20 protein-coding genes are annotated in these 19042 nt (G+C 43.1%); 10 read left to right on the forward strand and 10 right to left on the reverse strand.

The features are described from left to right. Positions 1-481 precede the first annotated feature (481 nt). Positions 482-775 carry a hypothetical protein gene (locus PSU78_RS06500; RefSeq protein WP_300385987.1) on the forward strand — a complete coding sequence of 98 codons (294 nt, stop codon included), beginning with the start codon at positions 482-484 and terminating at the stop codon, positions 773-775. A 20-nt stretch (positions 776-795) separates the two neighbouring features. On the opposite strand, the gene PSU78_RS06505 is transcribed toward PSU78_RS06500, so the two are convergent. The 9 genes from PSU78_RS06505 to rpe all read right to left on the reverse strand — a co-directional run bounded on the left by PSU78_RS06505 (position 796) and on the right by rpe (position 8681). Continuing rightward, positions 796-1452 (reverse strand): hypothetical protein, encoded by a 657-nt coding sequence (locus PSU78_RS06505; RefSeq protein WP_300385990.1) that lies wholly within the window; start codon positions 1450-1452, stop codon positions 796-798. Beyond that, on the reverse strand, positions 1449-2444 hold the full coding sequence (gene hemB, locus PSU78_RS06510) for a porphobilinogen synthase (protein ID WP_300385992.1): 996 nt from the start codon (positions 2442-2444) through the stop codon (positions 1449-1451). The genes PSU78_RS06505 and hemB overlap by 4 nt, the downstream gene beginning before the upstream one ends. Before the next feature lie 141 nt (positions 2445-2585). Beyond that, entirely contained in the window at positions 2586-3374 is a 789-nt protein-coding gene (gene trpC, locus PSU78_RS06515; RefSeq protein WP_300385995.1) for an indole-3-glycerol phosphate synthase TrpC, read from the reverse strand. After that, positions 3367-3819 (reverse strand): DUF3465 domain-containing protein, encoded by a 453-nt coding sequence (locus tag PSU78_RS06520; protein ID WP_300385998.1) that lies wholly within the window; start codon positions 3817-3819, stop codon positions 3367-3369. The genes trpC and PSU78_RS06520 overlap by 8 nt, the downstream gene beginning before the upstream one ends. Positions 3820-3953: 134 nt before the next feature. Further along, positions 3954-4985 carry an anthranilate phosphoribosyltransferase gene (gene trpD / locus PSU78_RS06525; protein WP_300386001.1) on the reverse strand — a complete coding sequence of 344 codons (1032 nt, stop codon included), beginning with the start codon at positions 4983-4985 and terminating at the stop codon, positions 3954-3956. After that, a complete protein-coding gene (locus PSU78_RS06530; RefSeq protein WP_300386004.1) occupies positions 4985-5551 on the reverse strand; it encodes an aminodeoxychorismate/anthranilate synthase component II in 567 nt (188 codons plus the stop codon). Before PSU78_RS06530 ends, trpD begins: the two co-directional genes overlap by 1 nt. 1 nt (position 5552) lies before the next feature. After that, positions 5553-7061 carry an anthranilate synthase component I gene (trpE, locus tag PSU78_RS06535; protein WP_300386006.1) on the reverse strand — a complete coding sequence of 503 codons (1509 nt, stop codon included), beginning with the start codon at positions 7059-7061 and terminating at the stop codon, positions 5553-5555. Positions 7062-7244: 183 nt separating this feature from the next. Next, positions 7245-7937, reverse strand: coding sequence for a phosphoglycolate phosphatase (locus PSU78_RS06540; RefSeq protein ID WP_300386009.1), 693 nt, complete (start codon positions 7935-7937; stop codon positions 7245-7247). A 36-nt stretch (positions 7938-7973) separates the two neighbouring features. Continuing rightward, positions 7974-8681, reverse strand: a complete 708-nt coding sequence (gene rpe, locus PSU78_RS06545) for a ribulose-phosphate 3-epimerase (protein ID WP_300386012.1) — start codon at positions 8679-8681, stop codon at positions 7974-7976. 262 nt (positions 8682-8943) lie between these two features. Here rpe and hemA point away from each other — a divergent pair, with 262 nt between their 5' ends. The 5 genes from hemA (at position 8944) to PSU78_RS06570 (ending at position 14602) form a co-directional block, all read left to right on the forward strand. Further along, complete coding sequence (gene hemA / locus PSU78_RS06550; RefSeq protein WP_300386015.1) at positions 8944-10203, forward strand: glutamyl-tRNA reductase; 1260 nt, start codon at positions 8944-8946, stop codon at positions 10201-10203. 305 nt (positions 10204-10508) lie between these two features. After that, the gene (gene prfA, locus PSU78_RS06555) at positions 10509-11591 is read left to right on the forward strand and encodes a peptide chain release factor 1 (RefSeq protein ID WP_300386018.1); all 1083 of its coding nucleotides are present in this window, start codon (positions 10509-10511) and stop codon (positions 11589-11591) included. A gap of 11 nt (positions 11592-11602) precedes the next feature. Then, entirely contained in the window at positions 11603-12307 is a 705-nt protein-coding gene (locus PSU78_RS06560; protein ID WP_300386021.1) for a Bax inhibitor-1 family protein, read from the forward strand. A 73-nt stretch (positions 12308-12380) separates the two neighbouring features. Further along, entirely contained in the window at positions 12381-13355 is a 975-nt protein-coding gene (gene prmC / locus PSU78_RS06565) for a peptide chain release factor N(5)-glutamine methyltransferase (RefSeq protein WP_300386024.1), read from the forward strand. 80 nt (positions 13356-13435) lie between these two features. Next, entirely contained in the window at positions 13436-14602 is a 1167-nt protein-coding gene (locus tag PSU78_RS06570; RefSeq protein ID WP_300386027.1) for a sterol desaturase family protein, read from the forward strand. 37 nt (positions 14603-14639) lie between these two features. Here PSU78_RS06570 and PSU78_RS06575 read toward each other — a convergent pair whose 3' ends face one another. Beyond that, positions 14640-15164 carry a gamma carbonic anhydrase family protein gene (locus tag PSU78_RS06575; RefSeq protein WP_300386030.1) on the reverse strand — a complete coding sequence of 175 codons (525 nt, stop codon included), beginning with the start codon at positions 15162-15164 and terminating at the stop codon, positions 14640-14642. Between the two features lie 120 nt (positions 15165-15284). Here PSU78_RS06575 and PSU78_RS06580 point away from each other — a divergent pair, with 120 nt between their 5' ends. The 4 genes from PSU78_RS06580 (at position 15285) to PSU78_RS06595 (ending at position 18912) form a co-directional block, all read left to right on the forward strand. Beyond that, a complete protein-coding gene (locus PSU78_RS06580; RefSeq protein ID WP_300386033.1) occupies positions 15285-15767 on the forward strand; it encodes a BLUF domain-containing protein in 483 nt (160 codons plus the stop codon). 88 nt (positions 15768-15855) lie between these two features. Next, positions 15856-17010 (forward strand): homoserine O-acetyltransferase, encoded by a 1155-nt coding sequence (locus tag PSU78_RS06585; RefSeq protein ID WP_300386035.1) that lies wholly within the window; start codon positions 15856-15858, stop codon positions 17008-17010. After that, the gene (gene metW / locus PSU78_RS06590; protein WP_300386038.1) at positions 17000-17632 is read left to right on the forward strand and encodes a methionine biosynthesis protein MetW; all 633 of its coding nucleotides are present in this window, start codon (positions 17000-17002) and stop codon (positions 17630-17632) included. Before PSU78_RS06585 ends, metW begins: the two co-directional genes overlap by 11 nt. A 56-nt stretch (positions 17633-17688) precedes the next feature. Continuing rightward, entirely contained in the window at positions 17689-18912 is a 1224-nt protein-coding gene (locus PSU78_RS06595; RefSeq protein ID WP_300386356.1) for an AmpG family muropeptide MFS transporter, read from the forward strand. The last annotated feature ends 130 nt before the right edge of the window (positions 18913-19042 follow it).

The raw sequence follows: 19042 nt of genomic DNA on the forward strand, positions 1-19042 counted from the left end.
TAGCCACACATAGTCTCAGTTTGCAAAATTATGGTGGATTTTTAGAGATGCCCAAAAGTCTATCAGCGCATATTAAATGCTAAAAGCCATGAAATTATTCTAGAGATTTTTAACGAACCAATAGCTGAGAACGAATTTTCTAATTGGTCAATGGGGTTCTGTTACGCCCCAATCAGTGTTATACAAAAATTATCTCAAGAAAAATGGTTAAACGACTCAATGAGTTTGCAAACTAAAAAATACAAATCTCACGGTTTAGAAATGTTAAAAACGTTTTGGAACAGCATGAACGCGAACCCAGCCATTTAAAAGTCGCCCATGTTAAAACTGTATCGCACGGGCATTAAAACGGCTCACGCATCACCATGATATTAAAACAAGTTTACAAGGCATTTGCACGAACCAATTTAAAAATCAAAATGGATTCCCGCGTACGCGAGAATGACGGGGTTTGCGAGGTTTTTAGATTTAACAAGCAACGGTGAAAATTCAACGCTTTAACGCTTTTAAACTTAAATCTCCTGCTACCGCGCCTGTTTTGCTGTGTTTCATGGGAGTTTTCGGCAAGCGGCTGTTTGAGCCAAATGATTTTTTTGGCGAGTTTCCGCTTGACGCCCATGAAGCACTGCAAAACAGGAATCAAGCGGTAGGGAGTAGCTTTTTCTTTGGTTACTTTCTTTTGGCTAAACAAAAGAAAGTAACTCGCCAGTCGCGCGAGAGCGACTTCTTACATACGGTGCGATGCCTTTTTGTTATTGCACCCTGCGCTTGCTAATAGCAAAATCTAAACTAAGCTTACTGCGCACCGAACTTCTTCAAAATAGAAATAATCTTATCTTTGGAGCCGTAAAAGTAGTCCTCAGGTATTGAATTAACCAGTTCTAATGAAGTCATTCCATTGCGATTTTTGATGTTTGGATTTGCACCACTTTCGAGCAAAATTTCTACTATATCTGGATTTTTGCTGCCTATTGCAAGTTCGAGTGAGCTAACTAAAATTGGCGGATTTTTATTTGATAAACTCTTCATAATGTCGAACTTAGTATTAACATTCAATCCTTTGTTAACTAAAAATCTTAAGTTTTCTAAGTTTTTATTCTTATTTCTCAATTTCCCATAATTCACGCTAGCGTGTTCATCATTCTGTCGTGCTATGTCATAAGCAGCAAAGGGACTTGAATTTAGAAAATCAATATCACTCTTATTTCCTCTGTAATTTTTCAAATGAATATCGCAAAGCGCAGGACTATAAGGCAAATAAAAATTAATATACCTCATCCAATATGGTATTTTTAACTGACTATTAGCTGTATTTAACAATCTCGCGCCGTAGTGTGTGCAATCTGTAATTCGACTGATACTTTCTCTTGGCAAGCCATAAAAGAAGAGCGCAGCATAAACTGCCGTTACAACAATCATCAAGGCAAAAAATACAGTTGTAAACTTTTTCATCTAAAACTTTTCAACCACCGCGCCGCATCCATCGCAAAATAAGTCAAAATCCCATCTGCACCAGCCCGTTTAAACGCTAACAAACTCTCCATCACACAAGCCTTTTCATCCAACCAGCCATTTTGCGCAGCGGCTTTCAACATGGCATACTCCCCACTCACTTGGTAAGCAAAGGTTGGCACACCAAACTCATCTTTCACGCGTCGCACAATATCCAAATACGGCATGCCTGGTTTCACCATCACCATGTCTGCACCTTCTGAAATATCGAGCGCAACTTCCTGCATCGCCTCGTCGCTATTAGCTGGATCCATTTGATAAGTATATTTATTACCTGAACCTAAATTGCCCGCAGAACCTACTGCATCTCTAAAAGGACCGTAAAACGCAGACGCGTATTTGGCTGAATAAGCCAGAATTTTGGTGTGAATGTTACGTGTGCTTTCTAGCGCCTCGCGAATTTGACCAATTCGACCATCCATCATGTCACTAGGTGCGACAATATCCGCCCCAGCATTAGCGTGAGAAATAGCTTGTTTCACTAGCACTTCAATGGTTTCGTCATTCATCACATAGCCAGAGTCATCTATCAAGCCATCTTGACCATGTGTGGTGAATGGATCTAAAGCCACATCGGTCATTACGCCGAGTTGCGGGAATGCGGCTTTTAATGCCATCACAGCGCGTTGCGCCAAGCCTTCTGGGTTGTAAGCTTCAGCGGCATCTAAGCTTTTAAATTTGCTATCCACCACGGGGAATAATGCAATAAGCGGAATGCCAAGTTCTACACATTTAGCAGCCGTTTTGAGTAAAACATCAATGCTTTGACGTTTAACACCCGGCATAGAAGCGACTTCTTCTGTGCGATTTTCACCATCTAACACGAATACTGGGTAGATTAAATCATTGGTCGTTAACACATTTTCACGCATCATTCGGCGTGAAAAATCATCTTTACGCATACGGCGTGGGCGGGAATAGGGATAGCTCATTTTGGTTACCTCAGTGATATAACTTTATACTCCCTCCCCATTTTAAGGGAGAGGGTTGGGGTGGGGGTAAAACGGTGAAACTTATCATGTTCTACCCCCATCCTAGCCTTCCCCCTTGAATGGGGAAGGACTCTCTTATAATTATCCAAATACTCTAGCTAGCTCGGCACCTGGGTCTGGTTGACGCATAAACGCTTCGCCCACTAAGAACGCATGCACATCGTTATCGCGCATTAACTTCACGTCTTCTGGGGTAAAAATACCCGATTCAGTGACCACAAAGCGGTCTTCTGGCAACACTTTTAATAAGTCTAAAGTCGTTTGCAGTGTTACATCAAAAGTGCGCAGATTACGATTATTGATGCCAATTAAAGGAGTATCTAACTGCAAAGCGAGTTCAAGCTCATCAGCATCGTGCACTTCTACCAACACTGCCATGCCTAAATCATGTGCGAGTTGTTCTAAAGCGCGCATTTGCTTAACTTCAAGCGCGGCTACAATCAGCAAAATACAATCTGCTCCCATTGACCGTGCTTCAAATACTTGGTATGGGTCTATCATAAAGTCTTTACGCAAAACTGGCAGCTTGCATGCTTTACGTGCTTGTTTTAAATAATCTGCGCTGCCTTGAAAATACTCAACGTCAGTAAGCACTGACAAACACGCCGCGCCGCCTTTTTCATAGCTTTTAGCGATTTCGGCAGGATTAAAATCTTCACGAATAATGCCTTTTGAGGGGCTGGCTTTTTTAATTTCAGCAATCACCGCAGGTTTGTTAGCACTAACTTTTTTAAAGATGCTTCCCACAAAATCACGCGGATCGCCTTGCGCTTCGGCCTGCTTTTGCAGCTCGGCCAAGCTTACAAGGCCTTTGCTAGCTTCAACCTCTTCACGTTTAGTGGCTAAAATTTTGTTTAATATATCACTCATATTTTTTTCCGTTATGTTCTAACCAACCAGCCGCATGATTGCCGCGTGGGTCTTTATGTGTCCAATGCACTGTGCCGCCCTTAGGGGTGTAAATGTACTCACCTTTAAAGCTCACTGTATCGCCCTCGTGAAGATCATCCACACGTTGTGCCAAATCAATATTATGTGCGATTAAAATCGTAATGTCGTCACTGACTTTCAGCAAAAACTTTTGGTGCTGTAAGCCCTTAGTGTCATCTTTTAACACCTTAACTACAATGCCACTGCCTTGTACTTGCGGTAGATTGCGATGCGCGCTGTAGGCTTCAACAATTGCGCCAGCATCCATATTAGCAGATGAAGCAACTGGTATTGACTCAAGCGATTGTGGGTTATTTGGTGCGTGGCAAGCGGAAAAACTTAGTGCTAACCAAATTGCTAATAATATTAAAAACTGCTTTTTCATTGCATTATTTCCCTTTTGCTGTCATTCCCGTGAAAACGGGAATCCATTTTGACTTTGGTATTTAAACCTAACATGGATTCCCGTTTTCACGGGAATGACGGATAGTAAATAATTTTAAGTTTTTCGCAAAAGCATTAAGCTGCTCTCAACGCATTTAATTTAGCTAGCGCTAACCCACTATCAATCACGTCACGCGCTTTATTGATGCCACTTTGCAAGCTATCTACAACGCCAGCCACATAAATGGCAGCACCTGCATTTAATAAAACAATGTCACGAGCAGCGCCTTGCTTACCGTCTAGAACCTCTAAAATCATCGCTTTTGATTCTTCAGCGTTTTTCACTTGTATGGTGTTTAAGTCATGTATTGGCATATCAAACTGGTTGGGGTTAATGGTGTATTGATTAATTGCACCGTCTTTTAACTCGGCCACATAAGTGTCACCAGTAAACGAAATTTCATCCATACCGTCAGCGCCGTGCACAACCATGACGTGCGTGCTGCCTAAGCGTTGCAATACTTGCGCAAGTAGCAGTGTAAGGTCTTTATGAAACACTCCCATCACTTGCCGTTTAGCGCCCGCAGGGTTAGTCATCGGGCCAAGCAAGTTGAACAGGGTGCGAATACCCATCTCACGACGTACAGGCGCGGCGTGCTTCATGGCGCTATGATGATTGGGGGCGAACATAAAACCAATGCCAATGCTATCCACGCACTTAGCCACTTGTTCGGGTGTTAAGTTAACGTTCACACCTAAAACTTCCAACACATCTGCACTGCCACAAGTGGACGAAACAGAACGTCCACCATGTTTGGCTACTTTTGCACCCGCCGCTGCGGCGACAAAAGCACACACCGTTGATACGTTAAAGGTTTGAATGCCATCGCCACCTGTGCCGCAAGTATCAATCAAGTGGCTTGTGTCGTTAATTGTGACTTTAGTTGAAAGGTCACGCATGACTTTAGCGGCGGCAGAGATTTCATCCACCGTTTCGCCTTTCATGCGTAAGCCCATCAGCAGGCTAGAAATTTGCACCGCAGTTAACTCGCCAGACATCATCATCCGCATGATTTCTAGCATTTGCGCATGGGTAAAGTGCTTGCGATCCAGTAGTTGCTGCAAGGCTTCTTTGAAGGTGATATCGATTGTCTGTCCTTCAGCCATCACTTTTCCTTCAAGAAGTTATCCAGCAACTCGTGGCCGTATTCCGTGAGGATAGACTCTGGGTGGAATTGCACGCCTTCTACCCGCAAAGTTTTATGACGCACGCCCATAATTTCGCCATCGTCAGTCCATGCGGTGATTTCTAGGCAATCGGGTATGGTTTCTTTTTCTATCACAAGCGAATGGTAACGCGTTGCGGTGTAAGGGTTAGGCAGGTCTTTAAACACGCCAATATTTTTATGATGTATCAATGAAGTTTTACCATGCATCAAAGTTTTAGCTTTGATAATGCACCCGCCAAAAGCTTGACCGATACTTTGGTGCCCTAAACAAACACCTAGCAATGGAATTTTGCCTGCGAATTCTTTAATGAGTGGCACACTAATACCCGCCTCATTTGGCGTGCATGGGCCAGGTGAAATAACGATATGGTCAGGTTTAAGTGAGGCGACCTTTGCTAAATCAATTTCATCATTGCGATACACCTGAACGTCTTGCCCTAACTCGCCCAAATACTGCACCAAGTTATAAGTGAAGGAGTCGTAATTATCTATCATAAGTAACATATTAATTCCCTGCTTTCGGTGCCGCTTCTAGGTTCGAGTCTAAACCGGCTTGGACTAATTCAGCCGCACGTAGCACTGCTTTGGCTTTGTTCTGGGTTTCTTCCCACTCCGAGAGTGGCACGGAATCCGCCACGATGCCAGCACCCGCTTGCACGTAGAGCATCTTATTTTTAATCACGCCAGTTCTAATGGCAATTGCCACATCCATGTCACCATTAAAGCCCAAATAACCCACCGCACCAGCATATATGCCGCGTTTGCTTGGTTCTAGCTCATCAATAATTTCCATTGCGCGTACTTTTGGCGCACCGCTTACCGTACCTGCAGGGAATGTTGCTTTAATCACATCAATCGCGTCCATGCCAGCTTTGAGCTTGCCTTCTACGTTGCTAACGATATGCATCACGTGTGAATAGCGCTCGATCATCATATTGTCGGTAACTTTTACACTACCAGTTTGCGCAACGCGACCGACATCGTTACGGCCTAAATCCATTAGTTGCACATGCTCTGCACGCTCTTTAGGGTCGGCTAACAGTTCTACCGCAAGCGCTAAATCTTGCTCACGGGTTTTGCCGCGCGGACGCGTACCTGCAATCGGTCTTGCCGTGACAGTACCATTTTCTAAACGCACTAAAATCTCAGGGGAAGCGCCGACCACATGGTGATCGCCCATATCGTAATAGAACATATAAGGTGATGGATTTAAGCTGCGTAAAGCACGATATAAACTTAATGGCGGCGCGGTAAATTTTTGCGACATGCGTTGTGACAACACCACTTGCATAATGTCGCCATCTAAAATGTATTGTTGGGCTTTTTTAACCGCGGCTTTGAAATTATCTTCACCAAACTCTGAAACGGCTACTGAAGATTCTGATGGACTTGATTGTGGAATCGTTACATTTTTTCGCAACATTTTACCTAGTTCATTCAAGCGATTGAGCGCTGTCTCGTAAGCATTTTCTTGATCAGTATTGGCGTAAACAATGAAATATAGCTTGCTGCTTAGGTTATCAACAACGGCAATTTCTTCAGATACCATGAGCAACACATCAGGCACATTAATCGCATCTGGCTTTTGCACGCCAGCTAAACGTTTTTCAATATAGCGCACAGTTTCATAGCCGAAATAGCCTGCCAAGCCACCAGTAAAACGCGGCAAACCTTCATAAGGCGGCGTTTTGTAGCGCGCTTGAAAGCTTTTAACAAAGTCTAATGGGTTGGTATTTTCGACTGTTTCAACCACGACATTATTTTCGAGCACTTGTACTTGATTATCGTGCGCTACGATACGTATTTTAGCTGGCAAGCCAATAATCGAGTAGCGGCCAAAACGCTCGCCGCCTTGTACGGATTCAAGTAGATATGAAAAAGGTTGATTGGCTAATTTCAGATACAGCGACAAAGGCGTATCTAAATCAGCAAAGGTTTCCAGCACTAGCGGGATGCGGTTAAATCCTTTTGCTGCTAGAGCATCGAATGCTGTTTTGTTAATTGTGGTAAACATGATGTAAAAATCTTTCTAATAATTTTCTAATATTTGCGACTTCACTTTTGCGGTTTTGCTCGACCGCATTGGCTACATTTCGCCTGTTGGTTGCTGGCAAGGTCGGCTCAGCTTCGCCAAGAGCCACGCCAGCTTAGAAAATCATTTTCAAAAGTCATCATATTTATTCTGTTCGTTAAGCAATTAAGCCAAAAGTGTTACTAAATCTTGTGAAACTAATTCGGTTAAGTCGGCAATCATTGCATCGACTTTAGACTCGTCAATTAACCGTCCCTGATTATAACCGTAAGGCACGGTAACAATAAAGCAACCTGCCGCATGGGCCGCTGCAATATCAGTTTCTGAGTCGCCGACTAACATCGCCTCAAAAGTATGAACGTCTAGCTTTGCGCAAATATGCTGCAATTGCATAGGGTTAGGTTTCTTTTTTGGCAAACTATCGCCAGACACTACTATCTCGAAAAAATCTGCCAAACCGCTTTTTTGCAACAACGGCAAAGTGAATTTTTCTGGTTTATTAGTCACACAAGCCAGCTTCAAGCCTTTATCACGCAAGGCCTGCAGGCCTTCCACTACGCCATCATACGGCTTACTATTGCTTACATTATTTGCATAATGAGAAAAAAACGACTTCTCAGCTTGAGCAAATAACGCCGCATCAGGTTCATCGTTCAAGCGACTAATCTCCAACTGGCTATTCAAGCAGCGCTTAATCAGTACAGCAGCGCCTTCACCTATATAACTTTCAACTTGCTTCTCAGGCAGCGCTGGCCGATTTAAATCAGCCAGCATTGAGTTGATTGCCGATGCGATTTCTGGCGCACTGTGGACTAGTGTGCCGTCGAGATCTAGCATGACGGCTTTTACTTTAAACATGGGCAGTCAACTTAAATGCTAAAGATAATTGAGCTTTTAAACAGTGGCCAATGCCGCGCGCATTTCGCCCACTACAGTGTTGTAACGGTTTTTATCGCTATCGTTACCTTTTGTGAAAATCGCGCTACCCGCTACAAATGTATCAGCACCTGCACGAGCGATTTCAGCGATATTTTGCGCATTTACGCCACCATCTACCTCTAACCAAATTTGACGGCCTGTTTTTTCGTAGTAAGCATCAATTCTAGCGCGAGCTAATTTCAATTTTTCCAATGTTTCTGGAATGAATTTTTGACCACCAAAGCCAGGGTTCACTGACATCAATAAAATCATATCGACTTTATCCATCACGTGGTCTAAGTAGCTTAATGAAGTTGCTGGGTTAAATACCAAGCCTGATTTACAGCCCAAGTCACGTACCATTGCCAAGCTGCGGTCGATATGATCAGAAGCTTCTGGGTGAAATGTAATGATGTTCGCGCCCGCTTTAGCAAAGTCAGGAATGATACGATCCACTGGTTTTACCATTAAATGCACATCAATCAATGCGCCGGCTTTTTGCGAAATTTCACGAATCGCATCACAAACTAAAGGACCAATCGTCAAGTTAGGCACGTAGTGATTATCCATCACATCGAAATGCACCAAATCTGTACCGGATGTGATCACATCTTCAATTTCTTGACCTAATTTAGCAAAGTTTGCAGAAAGAATACTAGGGGCAATTCTAAAAGTTTTATCCATGACGAAAATCCAAAAGTCCAAAAAATTAAGTAATAAGTCGTTATTTTAACGCGATTTTACACTTTTTGGATATGTGCCTTGCTTAACATAAGCCAATACATCAAAATTACGCTTCTAAGGATACTTGTATCAATACAAGTTTCTAAATGAGACAAGGCGCTAGCAAAAAATAATGACGTGGCATATAGATTGATATGTAAGGAATTATTTTTGGTCAGCAACGCAGTATAATGACGAAAATTGTATTGATACAAGCATCCTTATGCAGCTATATGTAATCGGCGTCAATCACACGACCGCACCCGTTCAGATTCGAGAAAATGTCGCTTTTACCAGCGAACATCTAGGTAGCGCCTTGCGTGAGCTCACCTCGCACGATGCGACTGAAGCGGCGATTCTATCTACATGCAACCGTACAGAACTCTATTGCAGCGCAGAAAATCCCGAAAAACCACTGCAATGGCTATCGCAATACCATAAGCTAGATAGCTCCATTATTCAGCCTTACATTTACACACTACCCAATGATGAAGCGGTAAAACATGCGTTCAGAGTCGCATCAGGGCTTGATAGCATGGTGTTAGGCGAAGCACAGATTTTGGGACAATTTAAGCAGTCTGTTAAAATCGCTCAAGATGCAGGCACACTTGGCACTTTATTACACAAGCTATTTCAACGCACGTTTGAAGTGGCAAAAGAAGTGCGCACTAACACAGACATTGGTGCAAACTCCATTTCAATGTCCGCGGCTGCAGTCAAGCTGGCTCAACGTATTTTTGGCGACATCAGCCAGCAAAAAGTGTTGTTTATTGGCGCAGGCGAAATGATAGAGCTATGTGCCGACCACTTTGCCGCACAAAAACCTAAAAGCATCATGGTCGCCAACCGAACCCTAGAACGCGGTACGGCTTTGGCAGAGAAAATTTCTGCGCAAGGTATTAAAGCGCAAGCAATCTTGCTAAACGATCTGCCTGAACGCTTTGCCGAATTTGATATTGTGATTACCAGCACGGCCAGCCAATTGCCAATTGTAGGTTTAGGTATGGTAGAAAGCGCGATTAAAGCCCGTCGCCATCGTCCAATTTTCATGGTCGATTTAGCCGTACCACGCGACATTGAAGCAGAAGTTGCACAGCTAGATGACGTATTCTTATATACCGTTGATGACCTTGCGCAAGTGGTGACTGATGGCATGGCGAACCGTCAAGAAGCGGCTGTGGATGCTGAAGTAATTGTGACCGCACGCGTGGAAAATTTTATGCAGTGGATGAAGAAGCGCGATGCCGTGCCAACCATAAAAGCATTGCGCGACCAAGCAGAAGCCACTCGTCAAATGGAGTTAGAAAAGGCAATCAAGCTCATTCAAAAAGGTGAAAGCGCAGAAAAAGTCTTAGAAGCACTAAGTAATGCGCTCACCAACAAATTCTTACACGCGCCAAGCCATGCGTTGAATCGAGCGCATGGGGATGAGCATGCCAAGCTGGAAGATGTCATTAAACAGCTCTATCTAACTAAAAGTTAGCCACCTTAAATGCCTAATACATACTTAAATTACCGTCATTTCCGCGCAGGCGGGAATCTAGTCGATGTGAATTTCAGTATTACATGCTTCTACAACTAGGCATGACCGCCATCTAAACTGGATTCCCGCCTACGCGGGAATGACGGATTTTTGATAGATTTACTCAAAGCAACGCGTAAAACTGATGCATGCAAAGCGCTCTAACTAGATCTCGCCATACTCAGAATGACAGAGTTTGAAGCATTTAGGGTTAAAATAGCCCAAATCGAAATCCACCATAAAAACATATTACAAAGAATCACCCTATGAAACCTAGCATGATTAGAAAACTCGCCACATTGAGCGAGCGTTTAGAAGAAATCAATCGCCTCATGAGTTCTGAGGGCGTGACTAACAATATGGACAATTATAGAAAACTCACTCAAGAACATGCGGAAATCACGCCGATTGTTGAGCAATATCATCTGTATGAGCAAGCTGAGGCTGATATGGCTGAAGCACAAAAAATGTTGAGCGACCCTGACATGAAAGAGTTTGCTCAAGAAGAAATTGAAGCTGGAAAAGAAAAATCGGAGCAAGTTGAAAAAGCACTGCAATTACTACTTTTGCCAAAAGATCCTAATGATGATAAAAACCTGTTTTTAGAGATTCGCGCAGGTACAGGCGGCGATGAATCTGGCTTGTTTTGTGGCGACCTGTTTAGAATGTATTCTAGATACGCAGAAAAACAAAAGTGGAAAGTCGACATCATGTCTGCCAACGAAAGTGAAGTGGGCGGCTACAAAGAAATTATTGTCAAAATTGAAGGCTATGGCGCGTACTCCAAACTCAAATTTGAGTCAGGCGGACACCGCGTACAACGTGTGCCAGATACCGAAACACAAGGTCGCATTCATACCAGCGCCTGCACGGTAGCGGTGCTGCCAGAAGCAGATGAAGTTAGCGATGTAGTCATCAACCCTGCCGATATTCGCATTGATACTTACCGCGCCAGTGGTGCGGGTGGTCAGCACATTAACAAAACCGACTCCGCAGTACGTATTACCCATGCGCCTACAGGTATCGTGGTGGAATGCCAAGAAGGTCGCAGTCAGCACGCCAACAAAGCACAAGCCATGGCCGTACTCGCCGCACGTATTAAAGCTAAACAAGTGGATGAACAAAATAGCAAAATAGCCAGTGAGCGTAAAAGTTTAATTGGTTCAGGCGACCGCTCAGAACGCATCCGCACTTACAACTACCCGCAAGGCCGCATTACCGACCATCGTATTAACCTGACACTGTATAAAATTGATGCGATTACCGAAGGTGATATGGATGAATTGATTGGTGCATTAGCGGCCGAGCATCAGGCTGATTTGTTGGCAAGCTTGGGTGAGGATAACTAAGGAATATTGCTATGCTTGATAGCCTGTACGGAAAAACTTTTCTAATTCTAGGTAGTCAATTAGGATTGACTTGGTTAGTAAGTCTAGCGGCTATATCTATATTCCGAAATCTCTTTTGGTCACAAACCAGCTGGGTTTCAGGCTCAATTGATGTTAATGGAACCTTAGACTTGGAACTCGACTGGGAGGTAATAAAACCTTATTTCTATAGTCTGCTTGTAGTAGATATACTTGTATTTTTAGCACTACTTTTTCACGGCACATCTAATCCAATTATAGGAATACCTCTTTTTTACCTATGGTCAATTATTACAGGTATTGAACTAGCTTTGTGTCTCATCGATGTAGATGAAAACCTTGGTGGGCAGATACTTGGATTAACTGCGCTTATCACCTTCGCTGCTGGACTTATTGGTGCAAAGTCAGGTATAGACTTTTCATTTCTTGGTAAGGGGCTATTTATATCCTTACTACTATTAATCGTTTTTGGCTTAATCCGCATATTTTTTTCTATTCCGCGCTGGATTCAGCGTATGGGCGCCCTTGCTGGAGTGGTTATTTTTACTGGATATTTATTGTACGATTTTCAGCGACTTAGTTTATTAAATGAAAATATAGCCTCGAATAGCTGGTCAACTGCAATTAGAGTTTCGATAAGCATCTATCTAGACATTATTAATCTTTTTTTAGATTTACTAGACTTAATAAGCAAGTAGAACTCGTAGGTCAGAATACGCATAGCTATTGACGCCCTACAAAACCTAAAACCAAGCTGTTATCATCGCGTTAATGATAAACCCACAAACCGTTAAAAATACCCTGACTTCTGCCGCCGCACTTTTAAATAATGATGAGGCTACGCTAGAAGCGCAATTACTCTTACAACACGTGTTAAATGTAAACCGTGCATGGCTGATTGCGCATTCGGACGATGCCCTACAAGCCAATACTCTAGCGACTTTTGAGGCGTTACTTAAAAGAAGATTAAGCGGCGAACCGATTGCTTATATTTTAGGCGTTCGTGAGTTTTACGGTTTAGATTTAATGGTAACGCCTGATACCTTGATTCCACGCCCTGATACTGAAACGCTGGTGGAGGCTGCACTGGATAAAATTAATAGTCCGTCATTCCCGCGAAAGCGGGAATCCATTGGCATTTCAGAAGGTCAAATTCTTAAAGTGGATTCCCGCTTTCGCGGGCATGACGGTGCAGAAAATAGTGATGCTGATTTATCTGGATTGAGTGTTCTAGACCTCGGCACTGGCACTGGTGCTATCGCACTAGCCATTGCTAAAAACCGTCCGCAAGCTTTTGTAACAGCGGTAGATGCCTCCGAAGCCGCTTTAGAAGTTGCAAAAAAAAATGCTCAAAATCTCAACATCCCTAACGTGCAATTTATTTTAAGCAATTGGTTTGATGCATTTTCAACTGAAAAATTTGACCTTATAGTAAGTAACCCGCCCTACATCGAGCAAGATGATGCGCATTTAAACCAAGGAGACTTACGCTTTGAACCGATGAGCGCATTAGCTTCTGGTGTGGATGGTTTAGATGATATTCGCCAAATTGTGAGCAACTGTCTAGTTTACTTAAAACCACAAGGCTGGCTGATGTTGGAGCATGGCTATAATCAGGCGTTACAGGTTGCAGATTTAATGGCAGATGCGGGTTTAACTAATATTGAAACGATTAAAGATTTAGGTAACAATGACCGCGTGACTATTGGTAAAAATCCTTTAATTGTTAGTACACATTGGGATTAGTACTGAAATTAACAGCTCGACTAACACTTTGATAGAAATTTTTTTTAATAAAATAATCAATAAAAAATTAGAGAATAATAATGATAAACAATATTCGCCTCGCCATTCGTAACGATTTAGAAGCCCCTGCCGAAACGCGCACATTTGGCTCTGGTTGGCTCAGCGGCGTTGCGGCTTTAGTGATTGGGATTGCTGGTTTATTTTTAATGCTGAGTTCGCAATACTCTGCATTTTTCTCGACCAAAGAGCTTGGTGGTTTATACAAACTGCCTTATTTAAATTTAATCATCCAAATACTATTGGGCATTGGCTATGCCTTAGCTTGCGTCAACATGATGCTAAGACGTAACAGAGTGCTTGGTTTTAGCGCGATAGCTGTGGTATTTCTAGCCACGATTATTGGTGAAATGAGTTCTGGCGCGCTTGGCGTCACGGATACAACTGGCGCAGATCCAAATGCAACGCACTTAGCCTCGCTTGGTTTAGATTGGTTTGTGTTGAATATACTATTCACAGGCTTGCTTTTTGTGCCATTAGAAAAAATATTCGGCCGCCTTAATCAACCACTTTTCAGAACTGAATGGCGTGAAGATTTATTCTATTTCTTGCTAGGCAGCTTACTAGTACAAAGCTTGGCATTCCTCACACTGGCACCTTCTATGACAATTTTGCAGCACACTAGCAATTGGGCTGAATTTAGGCAGATGATGGCAAGTCAGCCATTATGGCTACAAGTAATTGAAATCATGTTTCTCACTGATTTTGTGCAATATTGGTTTCATCGCGCATTCCACCAAATCCCATTCCTATGGGGTTTTCATGCGGTGCATCACTCGGCTAAATATATGGATTGGCTGGCGGGTTCGCGCATGCATATCGTCGAAATTGTTGGCTTGCGTTCTATGACGATTATTCCTATGTATGCGCTAGGTTTTGCTGAAAACGCGCTGCATATTTATATTTTTCTAGTGTATCTCAATGCCACCTTTATTCACGCCAACGTGCGTTTTAATGTGGAATGGCTTAAACCTTTCATCGTCACGCCGCGCTTTCACCACTGGCATCATGGCATTGAAAAAGAAGCAATAGATGTGAATTTTTCTATTCACTTTCCACTGATTGATCGATTATTTGGCACTTATTATATGCCGCCAAAACAATGGCCTAGCGGCTACGGAGTGGGCGGACACCCAGTGCCAAATGGTTATTGGCAGCAGTTTTGCTATCCATTTAAACGCAAAGTCTAAATTGACGGGCGGTAACAAAAGCCCTCAATTTAGGTTTTCAGTATAGGTTTTTCAGTTGCACATAATTATCGGCTGATGCCATTAAACCTGCGATTTCTTCTTGTGTTAATGCGCGGATTTTCTTAGCAGGGCGACCCACATATAAATAGCCGCTTTCCAACACTTTACCTTCTGGCACAAGGCTACCCGCGGCTAGCAATACGTTCTTTTGCACCACGGCTTTGTCCATTACGATACTGCCCATACCAATCAAACAAGCGTCTTCAATGGTACAGCCATGCAAAATCACCGTATGCCCTATCGTGACATTATCGCCAATGATTAAGGGTGAGCCTTGCGGATCAGCGCTAGATTTGTGGTTTACATGCAGCATGCTTAAATCTTGGATATTGGTATTTTTGCCAATGCGGATAAAATTCACATCACCGCGTATCACTGCACTAGGCCACACTGAGCTATTTTCGCCTATGCTCACTTCACCAATAATGGTAGCGGATTCGTGCACATAGGCGTTGTTGGCCAATTGCGGTGTTTGATTCTGGAATGTTTGAATGTTTCGCACGATTGATCTCAATTAAAAATAAATTCATCTAAAGCCTAAAGTGCGGTGTTTATTTGCCGTAAACGCTAATGAGGCTCAAAAGGCCGATACTTTAATTTAACCTTTATAAAGGATAAAACGATGATTTCAGAGAATAATTCTCTCTCACTTTTAGCTTATACCAGTATAGCTAACCATTACATGTCACACCAAGAATTGATTGATTTACTTGCCGTATGTCGTGAAAATAACAGTCATGCAGATGTAACTGGCATGCTGCTTTACTTAGAGGGTTGTTTTTTTCAGGTATTAGAAGGCGAGCACGATAAAATTGAGGCGCTTTATGAAAAAATTTCTAAAGACAAGCGACACCATAGTGTGATGAAGCTGACTTTTGAGCCACTAGTTGAAAGAGGCTTTGCGAATTGGACGATGGGCTACCAGAGCGTCACTAGGGAGGAGTTGGCAGAAATTACGGGGCTCACTGACTTCTTAGATACTGAAAATACTGGCTTTCATGGCATGGAAACGACACGCGCACTCAAACTGATTGAATGCTTTCGCGATGGACGGTGGATTCGCAAAGATTTAACGCAATATAAGCCTATTAGCATAGGCGCTTAATACGTAGCTGCTTAATATGTGGCGGCTTAAAACAGACCTCGAGATTGAGCAATGTGATATTTATCAAACGCCATAGTATAATTGGCGCATGTCAGAAAATAACAATACCACAGGCTCAGTAGGGATCGTTGCTCCTCAAACCGCACATTTCAATACACTACTCACGCTTAAAAGCGGAGCTGTACTACCTGAACTTGACCTCGTTTACGAAACCTACGGCACGTTAAATGCAGATAAATCAAACGCGGTTTTAATCTGCCATGCGCTTTCTGGCACGCATCACGTAGCTGGAAAATATACTGAAAATGATAAATATCCAGGTTGGTGGGACAATTTAGTTGGCCCGAACAAGCCTTTAGACACGAATAAATTTTTCGTCATTGGACTCAACAACCTTGGTGGCTGTCACGGCAGCACTGGGCCAGTCAGCATCAATCCTGAGACCAATCAACAATGGGGTTCACAATTTCCTATCGTGACAGTTGAAGATTGGGTTAAGTCTCAAGCGTTATTAGCGGATTACTTAGGTATTGAGCAATTAGCTGCAGTCATTGGCGGTAGCCTTGGTGGTATGCAAGCCCTGCAATGGACTATTGCTTACCCAGAGCGTGTACGTCATGCTTTGGTCATCGCCTCTGCACCCAACCTTACGGCACAAAACATAGCGTTTAACGAAGTGGCTCGCCAAGCCATTATTACTGACCCTGAATTTCATGGTGGCGATTATTACGCACACAATGTATTACCACGCCGCGGCCTACGAATCGCGCGTATGCTTGGTCACATTACCTATTTAAGTGACGATGCGATGGGCGCTAAATTTGGTCGTAAACTTAAAGGTGACATTAAATACAGTTTTGATGCTGAGTTTGAAATGGAGTCATACCTGCGTTATCAAGGTGATAAATTTGCGGGTGAGTTTGATGCCAACACTTATCTGCGCATGACGCGGGCTTTAGATTATTACGACCCTGCGCTCAATTTCGATGGTGATTTAAGCGCCGCTTTAAACAAAGTCACTGCAAAATTCTTAGTGGTTTCTTTTACCAGTGATTGGCGCTTCTCACCTGCGCGCTCACGTGAAATTGTAAAAGCACTGCTCGACAACGAACGCACGGTCAGTTATGCAGAAGTCACCGCTGCGCATGGTCATGATGCATTCTTAATGCCAGACGCGCATTACCACAACATTTTGCGCGCTTATTTAAATAGTATTGAAGTTGGTATTCACCATGCAAAATAATGTAAATATTACAAATTCAACGCAAGAGTTCAGACAAGACTTTGCAATTATCTCTGGCTGGGTGAAGTTTGGCTCAAAAGTGCTCGATTTAGGCTGTGGCGATGGTGCATTATTACAATTTTTACGTAGCGGCTTGGAAGTAAAAGGTTACGGCGTAGAAAAAGATGATGCCAATTGGTTGGCATGTATGAATAATGGCGTCAATGTTATTCAAATGGATTTGGAAGATGGGTTGTCAGGCTTTGAGTGCCAATCCTTTGATACAGTCATTCTGTCGCAAACACTGCAAGCCATGCACAATACAGAACGAATTGTGTTGGAGATGTTACGTGTTGGTCGCGAAGTGATTGTCACTTTTCCTAACTTTGGCTATTGGCGCAACCGCATACAGATTCTCACGGGCAATATGCCTGTGTCTAAAATATTGCCATATCAGTGGTTTGATACGCCTAACGTACACCTTTGCACGATTAATGATTTTGACCAATTTTGTAAAAATCACAAAATTTCAGTGCTAGAGCGCAAAGTGATTACTGATGGCAATCAAATAGATTTTATGCCTAACTTCTTAGGCAATTTGGCTATTTATCGCTTGAAAGCTAATTACTTGAAGGCCAATTGATAGTGCAGCAAAACGCCGCTCAGCCGAGCATCTGGCAATCGATTTTCACTAAAAGAATGTTGGCCTGCGTGTTCTTGGGCTTTACGTCTGGCTTGCCTTTATATTTGCTTTTGCAACTACTACCTGCGTGGTTACGCTCTGAAGGCATGAATCTCAAAACGATTGCCGCATTTGCATTTATACAACTGCCATACTCATGGAAGTTTGTATGGGCGCCACTGATGGATCGATACAACCTTATTCCACCGCTTGGTCGCAGACGCAGTTGGATGCTCATTACGCAAGTCGCACTTTTTATTAGCATGGTGGCTTACGGCTTTTATGAGCCAAAGCTCAGCATCACTACTATTGCTGTTATTTCAACGCTGATTGCGTTTTTCTCCGCCAGCCAAGACATAGTGATTGATGCTTTTAGGCGCGAAATTTTAAGCGACCATGAGTTAGGGCTTGGTAATAGCATCCATGTGAACGCATACCGAATTGCAGGTTTAGTGCCAGGTTCACTTGGGCTGATTTTGGCAGACCACTTGCCTTGGTCATCTGTGTTTTGGATTGTTGCGCTGTTTATGTTGCCGGGCATTATCATGACTCTGGTGATCAAAGAATCGAATAAGATTGCTGCGCCAAAAACACTGTACGCCTCAGTAGTTGAGCCCTTTCATGAATTTATTACGCGCCAAGGCTGGCAAAGCGCGTTATTAATTTTGGTATTTATTTTGCTCTACAAACTAGGCGACAGCATGGCAACCGCCCTTGCCACGCCATTTTATTTAGACATGCATTTTACAAAAAGTGACATTGGCGCCATTGCAAAAGGCAGTGGCTTAGTCTTGCAAATTGCAGGCGCTTTTGTGGGCGGCTTGTGGATGCTAAAACTAGGAATAAATCGAGCCTTGTGGGTGTTTGGTATTGCACAAGCTGTGACTATTTTAGGCTTTGCTTGGCTAGCCCACGCAGGGCCTTTTGATGTCATTGGTGCAGCTGAACGCAGCATGCTTGCTATTGTGATTGGTGCAGAAGCCTTTGGCGTCGGCTTAGGCACCGCCGCATATGTGGCCTATATGGCGCGCGAAACTAACCCCATTTATACCGCCACGCAACTCGCTTTATTTACCAGCTTATCTGCCGTACCACGCTCAGTGTTTAACGCACTAACAGGCGGCATGGTAGAAAATTTAGGGTGGGAGAATTTCTTTTATGTTTGTACATTCTTAGCTATTCCTGGCATGGTACTTTTGTTAAAAGTAGCGCCTTGGCAAGCGGCTAAAGTAAATGATTAGTCCTTCATTCCGTGCTTACCACGGAATCCAGCGGTATATTATCCAATTGTAAGTAATACCTCAAGTTAGCAAGCCTTGCTGAAGACACTTGATTCCGACCTGCGTTGGAATGACGGTATAAAAAATTTTG

Origin of the sequence: Methylotenera sp. (genome assembly GCF_029945705.1) — a bacterium.
Taxonomy (GTDB): Bacteria; Pseudomonadota; Gammaproteobacteria; order Burkholderiales; family Methylophilaceae; genus Methylotenera.